The organism is Pseudomonas sp. CMR5c (genome assembly GCF_003850545.1).
Taxonomy (GTDB): Bacteria; Pseudomonadota; Gammaproteobacteria; order Pseudomonadales; family Pseudomonadaceae; genus Aquipseudomonas; species Aquipseudomonas piscis.
Map to the genome: position 1 here is coordinate 3,722,368 of NZ_CP027705.1, position 15,383 is coordinate 3,737,750.

The 15,383-nt window shown below is 65.3% G+C and carries 17 protein-coding genes; 11 read left to right on the top strand and 6 right to left on the bottom strand.

The window, feature by feature from the left end:
- Positions 1–66 precede the first annotated feature (66 nt).
- From C4K40_RS17050 to C4K40_RS17060, 3 genes are all read right to left on the bottom strand, one after another.
- Positions 67–378 (bottom strand): AzlD domain-containing protein, encoded by a 312-nt coding sequence (locus C4K40_RS17050; protein WP_164485051.1) that lies wholly within the window; start codon positions 376–378, stop codon positions 67–69.
- On the bottom strand, positions 378–1,076 hold the full coding sequence (locus C4K40_RS17055; protein WP_022644076.1) for an AzlC family ABC transporter permease: 699 nt from the start codon (positions 1,074–1,076) through the stop codon (positions 378–380). The genes C4K40_RS17050 and C4K40_RS17055 overlap by 1 nt, the downstream gene beginning before the upstream one ends.
- Positions 1,077–1,159: 83 nt before the next feature.
- Complete coding sequence (locus C4K40_RS17060; protein WP_053130475.1) at positions 1,160–1,777, bottom strand: TetR/AcrR family transcriptional regulator; 618 nt, start codon at positions 1,775–1,777, stop codon at positions 1,160–1,162.
- 305 nt (positions 1,778–2,082) lie between these two features.
- Here C4K40_RS17060 and C4K40_RS17065 point away from each other — a divergent pair, with 305 nt between their 5' ends.
- Positions 2,083–2,523 carry a hotdog fold domain-containing protein gene (locus C4K40_RS17065; protein WP_022644074.1) on the top strand — a complete coding sequence of 147 codons (441 nt, stop codon included), beginning with the start codon at positions 2,083–2,085 and terminating at the stop codon, positions 2,521–2,523.
- A 58-nt stretch (positions 2,524–2,581) separates the two neighbouring features.
- Here C4K40_RS17065 and fabV read toward each other — a convergent pair whose 3' ends face one another.
- Together fabV and C4K40_RS17075 are read right to left on the bottom strand one after the other, a co-directional pair.
- Positions 2,582–3,778 carry an enoyl-ACP reductase FabV gene (gene fabV, locus C4K40_RS17070; protein WP_022644073.1) on the bottom strand — a complete coding sequence of 399 codons (1,197 nt, stop codon included), beginning with the start codon at positions 3,776–3,778 and terminating at the stop codon, positions 2,582–2,584.
- Positions 3,779–3,989: 211 nt separating this feature from the next.
- Positions 3,990–5,021, bottom strand: coding sequence for a lysozyme inhibitor LprI family protein (locus tag C4K40_RS17075; protein ID WP_053130478.1), 1,032 nt, complete (start codon positions 5,019–5,021; stop codon positions 3,990–3,992).
- 186 nt (positions 5,022–5,207) lie between these two features.
- Here C4K40_RS17075 and C4K40_RS17080 point away from each other — a divergent pair, with 186 nt between their 5' ends.
- Genes C4K40_RS17080 through C4K40_RS17090 form a run of 3 tightly spaced genes read left to right on the top strand, consistent with a single transcriptional unit; the run spans position 5,208 to position 6,838 of the window.
- Positions 5,208–5,945 carry an ABC transporter substrate-binding protein gene (locus C4K40_RS17080; protein WP_022644071.1) on the top strand — a complete coding sequence of 246 codons (738 nt, stop codon included), beginning with the start codon at positions 5,208–5,210 and terminating at the stop codon, positions 5,943–5,945.
- 7 nt (positions 5,946–5,952) lie between these two features.
- Positions 5,953–6,546 (top strand): hypothetical protein, encoded by a 594-nt coding sequence (locus C4K40_RS17085; RefSeq protein ID WP_053130481.1) that lies wholly within the window; start codon positions 5,953–5,955, stop codon positions 6,544–6,546.
- A 22-nt stretch (positions 6,547–6,568) separates the two neighbouring features.
- Positions 6,569–6,838, top strand: coding sequence for a hypothetical protein (locus tag C4K40_RS17090; protein WP_022644069.1), 270 nt, complete (start codon positions 6,569–6,571; stop codon positions 6,836–6,838).
- Between the two features lie 15 nt (positions 6,839–6,853).
- Here C4K40_RS17090 and otnI read toward each other — a convergent pair whose 3' ends face one another.
- A complete protein-coding gene (gene otnI / locus C4K40_RS17095) occupies positions 6,854–7,636 on the bottom strand; it encodes a 2-oxo-tetronate isomerase (protein WP_053130484.1) in 783 nt (260 codons plus the stop codon).
- Positions 7,637–7,984: 348 nt separating this feature from the next.
- Between otnI and C4K40_RS17100 the strand changes: the two genes are divergently transcribed.
- The 7 genes from C4K40_RS17100 to C4K40_RS17130 all read left to right on the top strand — a co-directional run bounded on the left by C4K40_RS17100 (position 7,985) and on the right by C4K40_RS17130 (position 15,285).
- On the top strand, positions 7,985–8,335 hold the full coding sequence (locus C4K40_RS17100) for a hypothetical protein (RefSeq protein ID WP_022644067.1): 351 nt from the start codon (positions 7,985–7,987) through the stop codon (positions 8,333–8,335).
- Positions 8,336–8,746: 411 nt separating this feature from the next.
- Complete coding sequence (locus C4K40_RS17105) at positions 8,747–9,031, top strand: hypothetical protein (protein ID WP_031321607.1); 285 nt, start codon at positions 8,747–8,749, stop codon at positions 9,029–9,031.
- Between the two features lie 290 nt (positions 9,032–9,321).
- Complete coding sequence (gene mgtA / locus C4K40_RS17110; RefSeq protein ID WP_053130487.1) at positions 9,322–12,033, top strand: magnesium-translocating P-type ATPase; 2,712 nt, start codon at positions 9,322–9,324, stop codon at positions 12,031–12,033.
- A gap of 125 nt (positions 12,034–12,158) precedes the next feature.
- Positions 12,159–12,359: a hypothetical protein gene (locus C4K40_RS17115; RefSeq protein WP_053130490.1), complete on the top strand. Its 201-nt coding sequence runs from the start codon at positions 12,159–12,161 to the stop codon at positions 12,357–12,359.
- Positions 12,360–12,386: 27 nt separating this feature from the next.
- A complete protein-coding gene (locus C4K40_RS17120) occupies positions 12,387–14,096 on the top strand; it encodes a Na/Pi cotransporter family protein (protein ID WP_053130492.1) in 1,710 nt (569 codons plus the stop codon).
- Positions 14,084–14,431: a DUF2493 domain-containing protein gene (locus C4K40_RS17125; protein WP_022644062.1), complete on the top strand. Its 348-nt coding sequence runs from the start codon at positions 14,084–14,086 to the stop codon at positions 14,429–14,431. Before C4K40_RS17120 ends, C4K40_RS17125 begins: the two co-directional genes overlap by 13 nt.
- A 68-nt stretch (positions 14,432–14,499) precedes the next feature.
- Positions 14,500–15,285 (top strand): hypothetical protein, encoded by a 786-nt coding sequence (locus tag C4K40_RS17130; RefSeq protein WP_022644061.1) that lies wholly within the window; start codon positions 14,500–14,502, stop codon positions 15,283–15,285.
- The last annotated feature ends 98 nt before the right edge of the window (positions 15,286–15,383 follow it).

Consider the following 15,383-nt stretch of genomic DNA (forward strand, 5'->3'; position numbering starts at 1 on the left):
CGGTGCTTCCGTTGCGGTTGGTGGGCCGCCTGGGCCCAAAGGTGCCCAGGCTACCGCAATCGGCCGCTACAGCCACCAGCGCAGGAGAAAAAAGAAACCCATGCTCAACAGCATGCTGAGCAAGGTGTTGCGGGTGTAGATCACCAGCACGATGGCCACCAGGGAGCTGAGCAGGTAGGGATTGTCCAGCCGCAGGTTCAACTGGTGCTCGGGCATGAACACGATCGGCCCGCAGATCGCGGTGAGCATGCCCGGCACGGCGAAACCGAGGAACTGCCGCGCATTGCTGCTCAAGCGCAGCGGCAGGCGCGGTTCGAGGAACACGTAGCGGTTGAGGAAGACCAGCAGGCCCATGCCGAAAATCACTGCCCAGACCATCATGCGCGCCCCCGATACAGCTTGTTGCAGACAAAACCCGCGGTCATGCCCGCCAGGCCCGAGATCACCAGGGCCGAGCCCCACTGCCAGTAGCTCAACAGCACCGAGCAGAACAACGACACCGCGACGCAGACCACGGTCGGTACATTGCGCACCAGGGGGGTGATCAAGGCGATGAAGGTGGCGGCGATGGAGAAGTCCAGCCCCAGGTGTTCAAGCCCCGGAATGCTCTTGCCGAGCACGATGCCCAGCAGGGTGAACAGGTTCCAGGCCACGTAGAAGGTCAGGCCCACGCCCAGGGCATACCAGCGGTCGAACTGCTGCTTGTCGTGAGCGCTGGTGAGGGCGAACAGCTCGTCGGTGAGCAGAAAGCCCAGGCCCAGGCGCCAGCGCCCCGGCAACGGCGCGATCACCGACCGCATGCTCATGCCATACAGCAGGTGCTGGGAGGTGAGCAGCAAGGTGGTCAGCAGGATCGAGAAGATCCCCGCCCCGCCCTTGAGCATGCCGATGGCCACCAGCTGCGCGGCACCGGCGAACACGATGCCCGACAGGCCCTGGGCCTGCAACGGCGAAAGATTGGCCTCGATGGCCATGGAGCCGGCCAGCAAGCCCCAGGGCGCGGTGGCCAGGGACAGGGGCACGATGGCAATGGCGCCGCGGATGAAGGCGGCGCGCGGTAGAAGAACGCTGGACATGGAACCCCGCACGCAAATGATGGACCCGGACTGTGCCAGCCGCTGCCGGTCCTGGCTTGAACAATCTTGCGCACTTGCGCCTGCTACAGGCTGGCGATGGAGCGCCAGGCCGCGGCAGCCAAGTGCTCGCGGTACTCGCGGGGACGCCCCTGGACCCGACCGGACAACCAGGCCCGGCAATAGCTCTCGGCCTGGCCGATGATCAACGACGGTAGCAGTTCGGCCGGGATGGCCGGCAAGGTGTCGGAGGTCGAGCAGGCCTTGAGCCACTCCAGCAAGCTGCGGTTGCGCGTGCGGTTGCGCTCGGCCAACTCCTCACTGAAGGGCCCACGGGTCACGGCAAAGCGTGCATGGAACTGGAACCGCGCCCACTCCGGCTGGGCGTCGACCCAATCCACATAGCTGTGCACCAGGGCCTGAACGCCCTGCTCCAGGGTCTGCGCCTGGGCCAGGTAGCTGTCGCGCAATTGCGCCTGGTCGTCCAGGGCGGTGAAGAACAACGCGGCGACCAGGCCTTCCTTGTTAGTGAAATGGTGATAGATGGCGCCGACGCTGGTCTCGCATTCGGCACGAATCATCTCGATGGTGGTGGCCTCCAGGCCCAGCCGGTTGAAGCAGCCCAGGGCCTGCTGGAGGATGTTGCGCTTGAGTTCGGCGCGGCGGCCCGGGTAGCAGCGTTCCAGCAGATCGGTATCCGGCATGGGGGATCTGGCTCCTTGCAGGGTCAATGGATGGGGCAGGCACGAGCCTAACAGGCCGTTTAAAAACTACCTGCGTTGCCATCGCTGCGTTGAAAACAAGCTGGTACGCGCCCGGTCAAAGTGCTCATTTAGCACTCGTAAACTGCGCTTTTTCACCTGTTTTGCCTTGCGCTGACTGCCTCGCCGACGTTTTTCAACGGCCTGCCAAGGCCCATAGCTTGACAGGTTTTCTTTTTACAGAATATTGTTCTTTTACAGAATATTATTCTGTAAACCCTGCTCCCCTACCACAGCGAGGCATTTCCATGAGTCAGGTTCTCAGCATGTTCAACGCCGCCGGGGCGGAAAAATTCACCCAGATGGCCTGCCAGATGGCGCCCTACTTCTCCAGCATCACGCCCTTGATCGATGAGTTGCAGGCTGGCCACTGTCAGGTGCGGGTACCGTTTCGCCGGGAAATCACCAACCACCTGGGTACGGTGCACGCCATCGCCCTGTGCAATGCCGCCGAACTGGCGGCCGGGGTCATGACCGATGTGTCGATTCCCGCCGGTGCGCGGTGGATTCCCAAGGGCATGACCGTGGCCTACCTGGCCAAGGCCAAGGGCGATATCCGGGCAGTGGCCGACGGCAGCGCGGTGGACTGGTCCAGCGCCGGGGACAAGGTGGTGGCGGTGACGGCCTTCGATGACCAGGAGCAAGCGGTGTTCACCGCGCAGATCACCATGAACGTGAAGCTGGCCTGAGCCATGAACGACAACGCCCCTCACGATGGAGGGGCGTTGGCTCACGCGGGCAGTGCGGTTACAGCTGGACCAGCTTGTCGATCTTCACGTCCGGATCGACATCGGCTTCGTAGTCGACACCGTCGATCTCGAAACCGAACAGGCGCAGGAACTCCTGCTTGTAGCCGGCGAAGTCGGTCAGCTGGTACAGGTTGTCGCTGGTGACTTCGTCCCACAGTTGCTTCACGCGGTCCTGGACCTCAGGTTGCAGCTCCTTGTAGTCGGCGCGCAGGCGGCCTTCTTCGTCGATGATCGGGTTCGGGTTGTACAGGCTGTCCTTGTACAGGCCGTAGACCTGCTCGATGCAACCTTCGTGGCTGCCCTGCTCCTTCATCACCTTGAACAGCAGCGACAGGTACAGCGGCATGATCGGGATCGCCGAGCTGGCCTGGGTCACCACGGCCTTGAGCACCGATACCCGGGCATCGCCACCCAGGTCCGAGAGTTCCTTGCGAATGCCGATGACCTTCTGGTCCAGGTCCTTCTTGGCTTCGCCGATGGAACCGTTCCAGTAGATGTCGTGGGTCAGCTTCTCGCCCAGGTAGGTGAAGGCGGTGGTCTTGGCGCCTTCGGCCAGGACGCCGGCTTCGTGCAGGGCATCGATCCACATCTGCCAGTCTTCGCCACCCATGACCGCCACGGTGCCGTCGATCTCTTCCTGGGTCGCAGGTTGCAGGGTGGTTTCCTTGACGATTTCCTTGTCGGTGTCGACACCGCGCAGGGTCACGGACTTGCCCAGGGGCTTGAGGGTCGAGCTCAGCACTTCACCGGTCTTGGGGTGAGTGCGGCGCGGGGCGGCCAGGCTGTAGACCACCAGGTCGATCTTGCCCAGGTCGCGCTTGATGGTCTCGATGGTTTCGGCCTTGACCGCATCGGAGAAGGCGTCGCCGTTGATGCTCTTGGCGTACAGGCCCTTTTCTTCGGCGAACTTGTGGAACGCCGCGCTGTTGTACCAGCCGGCGGTGCCCAGCTTGCCGTCGACGCTGCCGCGCTCGAAGAACACGCCCAGGGTATTGGCGCCACAGCCGAAGGCTGCAGTGATCCGCGCAGCCAGGCCGTAGCCGGTGGAAGCGCCGAGGACCAGTACGTTCTTCGGCCCTGCGTCGATGGCGCCCTGCTGGGTGACGTAATCGATCTGTTGCTTGACGTTGGCCTCACAGCCGACCGGGTGGGTCGTCACACAGATAAAGCCGCGAACGCGGGGTTTGATGACCATACAGATTCTCCCAATTTCAAATGTGCCAGGCGCCGATGACGGCGGCGGCAGTGTCACTTGCACAAGTCGTAGACGCTCTCGCGGGCTTCGCGTCACCAACCGCTGGAATTTGTCCGCCAGGACCGGGTGTCCCCGCCTGCCAGGGGCGAGACTCTAGCAGTTGCGCGGGCAGGCTTCAGCATCCCCGCGCGTAAATTCCAGGGCGCCGGGTTCAGGGCATCATGTCCAGCGCCAGGCGCTTGCCCTTGGTGCGTTCTTCGTACCACGCCTGCACCACGTCCGGCAGGCTGTGCTTCCACTCCGGCACGTTGCTGTAGTAGCGCACCCGTACCTCGTCCGCAGGCCCCTGCACCACCAGCATGGCGGTCCACAGCTGGCCCTGCGACCCACGCAGGAAGATCGCGGCATTGGTGTTCGCCACCCCGCGCAGCCACATCTGGGTGACCTGGGCGTCTGGCAGCTCGGCCGAATGCTGCTCGATGAACACCGAGCCGCTGTCGAGCAGGGTCTGGTAGTCCGCGCCCAGCAATTGGCGGGCCTGGCGATCTTCCTCCTCGGTATGCACCAGCGCCGTGCTCAGCAGATCGTAATGCGGTTTCAGTTCACGCTTGGAGGCCACGTAGCGGCCACTGTAGTTCACCCCGCTACCCGCCCCGCAGGCATAGGACTCGCCTTCCTGGTCCACCTCCAGCAGGCCATCGCGGGTGCGAAAAACCAGGCTGCAACCCTCCACCGCATAGTGCGCCTCATTGCCCTGGATCCGCGCCTCGCCCTGCAAGGCCCCGGAGTTGGCGCCGCCCATGCCGGAGATCTCGAAATCCAGGCGGTCCTGGGCCAGGCGGCGAATGAACAGCTCACCGGCGAAGTAAGGGCTGGTGGACACCCGCTGCCAGGTGCCCTGCCAGGCGAACGGCACATTCACAAAGGGCAGCTCCAGCAGGCGACTCTGGTAGGTGCCGCGCAGGCAGGCCAGGTTGGCCTGGCAGTCATCGCGCTCCTTGAGCCACTGGCGTTGGGCCTGGCGCAGGGCCTTGGGCTCCCTGGACTGGGCCAGGGCCGTGGTCCAGGCGCTGGCCAGTTGGCTATCCAGTTGCAAGGTGTAGGAATCGGCGCAAATCGCCTTTTCGCTGGCGGTGGCGGCCTTGGCGCAAGCCAGGCCCGCAGCCTGGGCGGTCGGGGCACAGGCCAGGGCCAGGCACAACAGCCCTGCGGCCCGCAGGGAGGTGAACGAGGATCGGGGCATCGGTTAGCGTCCATGGTGCAAATGGCGCGCAGCATACTCCTGGGGCACGAGCGCTGGCGACGCTGGCGTGCAGGCTTGTCCCCGGCGCCCCGGCAGATGGCGCGAGAGCTGGAAATACCTGGGATTTTCTGCGACAGCCCGCATCCTCGCGTACTAAGCTCTGCTCTTTTGTGCTCAAGGTGTGCGATGAACTGGGTGCTGGGAGCCATGCTGTCCCTGTTGAGCCTTGCGGCCAGCGCAGAGCCGCTGCGCATGCTGACCGACAACCACCCACCGCTGCACTTCCAGCAGGGCGAGCACATGGCAGGTTTCGGCGTCGATGTGGTGCAGGCCCTGGCGCAACGCAGCGGCGACCCTGTCCAGATCCAGCAACGGCCGATGCTGCGGGCCCTGCGCGATGCCAGCGAGGAAGCCGATACCGCGGTGTTCACCATCCTGCGCACCGCCGAGCGCGAAACCCGCTACCAGTGGGTCGGGCCTTTGATGCAGACTGAGACCGCGCTCTACAGCCGCAGCAGCGACACCATGCCAGTGGCCGACCTGCAGCAGACCCAGGGCCAGATCGCCGTGCCGCGCAAGTGGCTGGTCTACAGCTTCCTCCGGCAACAGGGCCTGACCAACCTATGGGGCGTGGACAGCCCGGAAATCATGATGCGCCTGTTGCAGATCGGCCGCGTGCAGTACGTGGTCGCCGACACCATGAGCGTCGGCACCTTCGCCGCCGAGCAAGGCATGGGGCTGGAACAGCTGCGCTACCAGATCCCGCTGATGCACCAGGATGCCTATATCGCCTTCTCGCCCAAGGTCGACCCGGCCCAGGTCGCCCGCTGGCAGCAGGCCCTTGAGGCGATGGAGCGCGATGGCAGCTTGCAACGGCTCAAGCAGCGCTGGAAGATCGACCGCCCACGCACATCGACCGATTGAACCGAGCATGACCGGCCTCTATCAGTACCACCCCATGCCCCACCAACTGGCACTGGCCTGCCCCCAATGCGCGGGCCAGGCCGACTTCGAATTCCTGGTGGCGGTGAGCATCGAGCGCAAGGCCGGCGTGCCCTGGTTCCAGGCCCATCCGTTGCTGGAATACTGGCGCCCCCAGGACAGCTGCGGCCACTACCGCCACTACGCCCTGTACTATCCCGGCCTGCATGGCGACCCGTTGCAGAGCCTGGGACCGCTGCCCGAGGGCTATCGCGCCGAGCAATGGCGACAACCGCGCCACGGCTACCGCCAGCACAGCCTGGACCATGGCTCGGTCAGTTGCCCGCACTGCGATTACCAGGCCAGGCATGTACTGAACTGGCCAACCGAGGCTTATTACGGCGTGCCATACAGGGGCCAGTTGCTGTGGGCCTACCACCGGGAGTCGGCCCTGGCCCTGCACGATTACCTGCTGTCTACCCGGCGCGATCCGGGGGGGCATCCCTGGCAGCACTTCTTGCGACATATCCCTGCGCCGTTCAAGAGCCGCAAGGCCCGGGAACCGCTGACCCGCCTGCTCAAACGGCTGCTGAACCACGCCTGAGTACCCTGCCAAGGAACCATCGATGCCCACCTTCACCCCCGCCCGCGCCCTTCACCGCCTGAACTGCACCGGCTGCGGCTGGACACTGGCGATCCTCGGGCAGCACGAACAGCCCCTGCAAAAGTGCCCCTGGTGCGGCTGCAACGAGTTCAGCGCAGAACAGCCCGCCCGCAGCGGCGCCGGGCAAGTGCTGGAGTGCCCGCGCCACGGCCCGGTGGTGGTGCAGGTCCTGGACGCGAACATCCACAGCGATGACTTCCTGGACAACCTGTACTGCCCCTTCTGCCCCTAGCCCGGGGCCATCGCATCAACGCGCCTGCCAGTCCCGCAGCCATTGCAGGCCGGCGCTGGTGTCGCCCCGGGGCCGGTACTCGCAACCGACCCAGCCGGCGTAACCCAGCTCATCCAGCCACTGGAACAGGTAGGGGTAATGCAACTCGCCCTGATCCGGTTCATGGCGCTCCGGCACCCCGGCGACCTGGATATGGCCGATGCCCGCCAGGTCGCGGCGCAGCTTGGTGGCCACGTCACCCTCGACGATCTGGCAGTGGTAGCAGTCGAACTGCACCTTGAGGTTGTCGGCCCCTACTTCGCGGCAGATGGCCTGGGCCTGGTCCTGGCGGGTGAGGAAGAACCCCGGCATGTCCCGGGTGTTGATCGGCTCCACCAGTACCGTGATACCCACCTCGGCGGCCCGGGCGCAGGCATGGGCCAGGTTCTCCAGGTAGACCCCATGGTGCCGGGCCCGCTCGCCTTCGTCGGCCAGCAATCCGGCCATCACATGGATGCGTGCATTACCCAGCACCGCGGCGTACTCCAGGGCCCGGGCGAACCCTGCGCGAAACTCCTGCTCGCGTCCGGGCAGCGAGGCCGTGCCACGCTCTCCCGCCGCCCAGTCCCCCGGTGGTGCGTTGAACAGCACCTGCTGCAGGCCGTGGTCGTCCAGGCGCTGCCTGAGTTCCTCAGGGCGATGCTCATAGGGAAACAGGTATTCCACGCCGGTAAAGCCATCGGCGGCAGCTGCGGCGAAGCGATCGAGAAAGGTGTGTTGCGGGTAGAGCATGCTGAGGTTGGCGGCGAAGCGAGGCATGGCGACTCCAGGGACCCGAGAGCGGACGACAATCAGTGACGCAGGGTAATACAACCGTCACGAATCACCGCAAGGTAATGGCCGGACACTGGCTCTTCATACCACTCGTCCCCTTCTGCCATCGCTGGCCGCACCGCTGGTCGGAAGCCCCGGGACACTGGTCGGCTGGCTGCTACAAACATTCACAGCCCTGACTTGGATCAGCATCGCCAGCGGAGCACTGGCCGAGGCTGGATGCACGAGGGCTGCTGACTGGTGGTAGTGCCCTTCATCGCAACTCCGTTGACGCTCGCCATGACGGCGAGCCCAATGGCCTGTCTGGTTATGCTTGGATAAGGATGATTCAACATGGCAAAGATCGAGGTTTTATCGGGTGATTTCCTGCAAGGCACCGGTGAGTACCGGCACGGTACCTTCAGGCTCAAGACGGTGTTCAACAGTGCCGGGGTCGACGTCAAGGCATCGGCGTTCAAGTCCCTGGAAATCGCCAGCGAAAGTCCCGTGGCCAACCGCGACGCCCTGGGCTACGGCCTGGCCGGCGCCATGTTGTTGGGTCCGGTGGGGGCCCTGGCCGGCTACCTGATCGCGGGCACGGAAAACGAGGTGACCTTCATCGGCACCTTCAAGGATGGCCGGCAATTGATGGCCGCCACTGACAGCGCCACCTACAAGGACATTTCCCAGCACCTGCTCCATTGAGGTCCTGGCAACTTCGCGACTATTGAGTGCCCATGATGCTTATCGATCATGGGCACTTTTTATTATCCGCCTACTTCATATGTTCAAGTTCACAAATTACTTATCCCGCGCCTGAACCTCAGCTGAAAAAAACATCATCGAACATTGATTATCGGGCAATTTGAACTTGACTCATCCCAGCGCCCTGAGTAAATTGCGCGGGCCGGTCAAACCGGCCTTTTTTCCAACTCACCAAAGAAGCCAATGGACACAGTATCTAGACGCTGTCTGGTCGCGGCCCTCGGGCACCGCCAGGCACTTAACCCTGAACAAGACGGGACTCGACTCCACGGTCGGGTGAGCTGCGCTAGAGCTTGACGCTCCTACGTAACTTGCCTCCTCCGGAGCCAGTCCGGTCGCGAGGCAACTGTTATGACCTTCACTTCCTCTGTAATGCCCGGTGTTCGCGCCTTTGCCGCGACCATGCGGGTCAAGCTGCGCCCTGAGCCCAAGGCCCAGGCCCGCTCGCCTTTCTCTCGCACCACAGCTGCCTGCGCCACGCACCTGCGGGCCAACTGGCGTGTCTGCCCCACCAGCGGCCAACTGCAACAACGCTGGAGCTTCGACGACAGCCAGGACCCGCAGAGTCGGGGCGCGGCCTGGCTCTTCACCCAGGCCGCCTTGATCCTTGGCCTGTATCTCGGGGCTCGCACCTAAGTTCCAGGCGCCAATAACTTTCGTTATTCAAAGACGAATTCCTTATATAGGAACTTGTCGGCACCCTATCGCCTTCAAGTTAATGAACATGCTGGAGAAAGTTATGGAAGAGGCCAGTAGTAGGTTCGCTGTCCATGCAACTTCATTGCATGGGCAGCGAACGTTAAATCCTGAAAGACGCCCAGATCAAAATCGATCGCCAACCTGCGGTTCGACATACTTTCGCTCGCCTTTGATTAGTTGAGTGGCTCGTGTGTCGCGCCGTCAGCAAGCGGCAGGAGCACACACCCATGACTTTAAAAATCGCAACTTCCCGCAACCACAACGCCACCGGCGACCAGCACAAGCTGTCGATGCGCGCCGCCCGTGAAGCCCAGAACGGCCTGGCCGTGACCCTGGCCAATGTCAATTCCAGCACCGCCGGCCTCACCGAACTGGACGCCGAAGGCCGCCTGCAACGGGACGGCCACAACGAGGTCGCCCACGACCGTCCGCCGCACGCCCTGGTGCAGCTGCTGCAAGCCTTCAACAACCCCTTCATCTATGTGCTGATGACCCTGACCGGTATCAGTTTCTTCACCGACTTCTGGCTGCCGCTGCAGGCCGGCGAAGAAACCGATCTCACCGGGGTCATCATCGTCCTGGTGATGGTCCTGGCCAGCGGCCTGATGCGCTTCTGGCAGGAGCACCGCTCGGCCAAGGCCGCCGAGGCCCTCAAGGCGATGGTCCGCACCACCGCCGCGGTCCTGCGGCGCGAGCAGATGGGCATGCAGGCCCGGGTACGCGAAGTACCGATGCGCGAACTGGTGGTGGGCGACATCATCCAGCTCTCGGCGGGCGACATGATCCCCGCCGATATCCGCCTGATCGAATCCCGCGACCTGTTCATCAGCCAGGCGGTGCTCACCGGCGAAGCCTTGCCGGTGGAGAAGTACGACACCTTGGGCGCCGTGCAGGAGAAATCCGCCAAGGCCCAGGCCGCCGACCAACAAGACCTGCTGGATTTGCCCAACATCTGCTTCATGGGCACCAACGTGGTCAGCGGCACCGCCACCGCCGTGGTGGTGGCCACCGGCGCGCGTACCTACTTCGGCTCCCTGGCCCGCTCCATCGTCGGCTCGCGCTCGCAAACCGCCTTCGACCGCGGGGTCAACAGCGTCAGCTGGCTGCTGATCCGCTTCATGCTGGTAATGGTGCCGGTGGTGCTTCTGATCAACGGCTTCACCAAGGGCGACTGGGCCGATGCCTTCATGTTCGCCCTGGCGGTGGCCGTCGGCCTGACCCCGGAAATGCTGCCGATGATCGTCAGCGCCAACCTGGCCAAGGGCGCCGCGGCCATGGCCAAGCGCAAGGTGGTGGTCAAGCGCCTCAACGCGATCCAGAACTTCGGCGCCATGGACGTGCTCTGCACCGACAAGACCGGCACCCTGACCCAGGACCGGATCATCCTCGAGCACCACGTGGGCATCGACGGCCAACGCTGCGACCAGGTACTGCAACTGGCCTGGCTCAACAGCTACCACCAGAGCGGCATGAAGAACCTGATGGACCGCGCGGTGGTGGCCTTCGCCGAGGAGAACCCGCGCTTCACCCCGCCCGCCGCCTGGCGCAAGATCGATGAGTTGCCGTTCGACTTCGTGCGCCGGCGCCTGTCGGTGATCCTCGCTGACGCCCATGGCCAGCACCTCCTGGTGTGCAAGGGCGCGGTGGAGGAAATGCTCGAGACCGCCACCCGGGTGCGCCAGGACGGCATCACCGTGGCGCTGGACGCCGAGCGCCGGGCACAACTGCTGACCCTGGCCGAAAGCTACAACCGCGACGGCTTTCGCGTGTTGCTGGTGGGCACCCGGGAGCTGCCCAAAGGCCAGACCCGCAGCCAGTACAGCGCCAGCGATGAGCGCGAACTGGTGATCGAAGGCTGCCTGACCTTCCTCGATCCGCCCAAGGAAACCGCCGGCCCGGCCATCGCCGCCCTGCGCGACAACGGCGTGGCGGTCAAGGTACTGACTGGCGACAACCCTATCGTCACCGCCAAGATCTGCCGCGAGGTCGGCCTGGAAGCCGGCGAGCCACTGCTGGGCCGCGACATCGAGCACATGGACGATGAAGTCCTGGGCCGGCTGGTGGAAGAACGCACGGTGTTCGCCAAGCTGACCCCGCTGCAGAAGTCGCGGGTGCTCAAGGCCCTGCAGGCCAACGGCCACACCGTGGGCTTCCTCGGCGACGGGATCAACGACGCCCCGGCCCTGCGCGATGCCGACGTCGGCATCTCGGTGGACAGCGGTACCGACATCGCCAAGGAATCGGCGGACATCATCCTCCTGGAAAAGAGCCTGATGGTGCTCGAGGAAGGGGTGATCAAGGGGCGCGAGACCTTCGGCAACATCATGAAGTACCTGAACATGACCGCCAGCTCCAACTTCGGCAACGTGTTCTCGGTACTGGTGGCCAGTGCCTTCATCCCGTTCCTGCCGATGCTGGCGATCCACCTGCTGCTGCAGAACCTGATGTACGACTTCTCCCAGCTGGCCCTGCCCTGGGACAAGATGGACAAGGAGTACCTGGCCAAGCCGCGCAAGTGGGACGCCAACAACATCGGGCGCTTCATGATCTGGATCGGGCCGACCTCGTCGATCTTCGACATCACCACCTTCGCCCTGATGTGGTACGTGTTCGCCGCCAACAGCGTGGAGATGGCGGCGCTGTTCCAGTCCGGCTGGTTCATCGAGGGGCTGCTGTCCCAGACCCTGGTGGTGCACATGCTGCGCACCCGCAAGATCCCGTTCATCCAGAGCACCGCGGCCTTGCCGGTGATGCTGGCTACTGGACTGGTGATGGCGCTGGGGATCTACGTGCCCTTCTCGCCCCTGGGCAGCATGGTCGGCCTGGTGCCGCTGCCGTGGGAGTACTTCCCTTGGCTGGTGGGCACCCTGCTCAGCTACTGCGTGGTCGCCCAGACCATGAAGACCCTGTACATCCGCCGCTTCAAGCAGTGGTTCTAAGGGCCTGAAACGTGGCGCGGCCGCCCGCCGGCGGTCGCTTGCGATCATCCAGACCACTGCTGCCACCGTCGGCGCGGCCCGCGCCGTGCCGACGCCGACAGCGCTCGCCCCAAAGGAGCGTCGCCATGTACCTCAAGCCTTTTTCTTCGTTACAACGCGGCCTCAAGGCCTTGCTGGTCTGCGCCTTGTGCGCCTGTGCCCGGCTGCTCGCCCGCCTGGGTTGCCGTCTCTATGCGCGGGGCCTGTTGAGCGCCGTGGAAATGCGTTTCGTGCTGGATTTGAGCGCCGCCATCAACCGCGCCTCGCTGCGCCTGGCGATCGCCTGAACCCGCACCCGTCCCGGGAGAACCCTCATGTCGGGAACCACCCTTCTGATCAACCTGGCCGGCGCCATCGCCCTCTTGCTGTGGGGCTCGCAGATGATCTGCAACTCGCTGCTGCGCGGCTTCGGCAGCCCGCTGCGTCACTGGCTCGGGCAACACCTGAACAACCGCTGGCTGGCGCTGCTGTGCGGCGTCGGCATCACCGGGGTGCTGCAAAGCAGTACCGCAGTGAGCCTGATGGCCAGCTCCTTCACCGCCGCCGGCACCCTGGGCCTGGCCCCGGCGCTGGCGGTGATGCTGGGGGCCAACATCGGCTCGACCCTGGTGGTCCAGCTGCTGAGCCTGGATCTCTCGCTGGCCGCCCCGGTGGCGTTGCTGGCAGGCTTCTTGTGCCTGCGCCTGCGCGATGACTCGCGCTTTGAAAGCATCGGCGCCGCGCTGATCGGCCTGGGCCTGATGCTCCTGGCCCTGGGCACGCTCGGCGCCACCCTGGGTGCGGTGGAACACACCCCGGTGTTGCGCCTGGTGATGCAAAGCCTGGACGGCGACCTGCTGCTGGCGCTGCTGGTGGCGGTCGTGCTGACCTGGATGTGCCACTCCAGCGTGGCAGTGGTGCTGCTGGTCGCCTCGCTGGCCGGCACCGGGCTGCTGTCGCCGGCCACCAGCATGGCCCTGGTGCTGGGGGTCAATCTCGGCGGCAGCCTGCCCTCGCTGCTGGGCGCCAGCGGCAACGTCGCCCGGCGCCTGCCCCTGGGCAACCTGTTGGTACGCCTGGCCGGGGTAGCGCTGGTACTGCCGTGGATCGGCGCACTGGCCCAGCTCGAAGGCGTGCGCCAGCTGCCCGGGGCGCTGCTGGTGGTCTACCTGCACAGCGTCTTCAGCCTGGTGCTGGGGCTGCTGTTCATCGGTTTCACCGAGCCCATGGGCAAGCTGCTGACCCGCTTGCTGCCGGCCCCGCCGCCAGTGACCGATCCGGGCATGCCGCTGTACCTGGACGAGGCCGGGCTGGAAGTGGCCAATATCGGCCTGGCCAATGCCGCCCGCGAGGCCCTGCGCATGGCCGACATGCTCTCGGGCATGCTCGACCGGGTCCTGCAACTGCTGCGCACCTCGCAGGTGGCCAACGCCGAGCAGATCCGCCAGATCGACCAGTCCCTGGACCTGCTCAGCGCGGCGATCCGCGCTTATCTGGCGGACATCGGCAAGGAAGGCATCAGCGACCAGGACGCCGACCGCTCCCAGGAAATCCTGCTGCTGGTGATCAACCTGGAGCACGCCGGCGACATCCTCAGCAGCAGCCTGGCGCAACTGGCGGTGCGGCGCCTGCGCCGCAGCGAGCCGTTCTCCGCCTTCGAGCTGGGGACCCTGGTGCCGCTGCACCAGGAACTGCTGGCCAGCCTTAGCCTCGCGGTCACGGTGTTCCTGCGCGAAGACCTGGCCACCGCCCATCAACTGGTGGCACGCAAGGAGAACGTGCGCCGCCTGGAAGCCGCCGCCGGCCGCGAGCACTTTCGCCAACTGCGCGAAGACCGCAGCGCCTGGGCCGAGTCCGGGGACATTTTCCAGCGCCTGCTGCGCGACTACCGGCGGGTCCACCACCACATCGCCGCCCTGGCCTACCCAGTGCTGGAGCGGGCCGGCGAGCGTGACATCGAGCACGGCTATCTCGGCGAGCCACTGGCCGAGACCCTGCCCGGCCAGTCGCACGACACCCGGGAGGACAGCCGATGCGCGTCCTGATCTGCGCGGGTCGCCACTACACCGACAGCCGCCGCTGCCGCCAGGTGCTGGAGGCCTTCCAGCGCCTGCACCCGGTACGGGTGGTGATCCATGGCGGCAGCCAGTTCCTCGGGGCGCAGATCGAGGACTGGGCCCGGGAGATCGGCGCCGACCTCGTCCGCTACCCGCCCAACTGGCAGTTGCACGGCAAGCACGCCGAGCGCCTGCGCAACCGCTTCATGCTGGCCGACAGCCGCCCCGACATCGTCCTCGCCCTGCCCGGTGGCGACGACACCGAGGAACTGCTGGCCCAAGCCCGGACCCAGGGCATCCAGACCCTGGGCCTGGGTGAGTGATCACCCGCCACTTCATGACGCCAACCCCGGGCGCCGCCAACCCGGCGCCCACAGCCGTGAGATTCGCCATGACCCAGCATCGTCCGCATCGCTCCTCCCGCTCCCGCGCCTGGGGCCAACCGCTGCCCGTCGCCAAAAGCCGCATGCTCAAGCGCAACCTGCTGTTCCTGGCCATCACCGCCGGCGCCACCGCGACCCTGGCCCTGTGCTCCAAGGCCCAGGCCGCCGGTGGCGCCTACGTGGTGGACAACGGCGGGATCAACGCCCCCGGCGAATGCAATGTCGACCTCTGGTACCAGGTCGATCGCCGCCAAGGCTCGAACCACAACAGCGTGCTGGTCCCGGCCTGCACCTTCAGCCAACTGCCCGGGGTGCAATTGGGCGCCGCGCTGCAACGCCAGGAAACCGATGAGCACGGCGAAACCCAGCTCAGCCCCCAGGTCAAGCTGGCCTTGCTGGACCGCGACGACCTGGGCCTGCAACTGGCGCTCGCCGGTTCCGCCCACTGGGCACTGAACCGCAGCCACAGCTTCGACGGCGGCGACCTCAGCCTGCCGCTGACCTTCAGCCCCAGCGACGCGCTGCACCTGAACCTCAGTACCGGCTGGAGCCACGCCTATGACGACGGCCAGCAGCACCATCGCTGGACCTGGGGCACGGGGGTGGAATACGAACTGCTGCCCAGCCTGACCCTGATCGCCGAACGCTACGGCCAGCGCGGCGGCGAACAAGCCTGGCAAGCCGGCCCGCGCCTGCACATCGGCCACGCCCTGGACCTGGACCTGATCCTGGGCCAGCACCTGACGGACCGGCGCGACCGCTGGCTGACCACCGGTGTCACCCTGCGCTTCTGAGCCGATCCCCCCACGGGCGGCTACACCCCCTGTAGCCGCTGCTGAGCCTGCGAAGCTGCGCCAAGGCCCGCAGGGCCTTCCAGCAATCGCCAACCCCG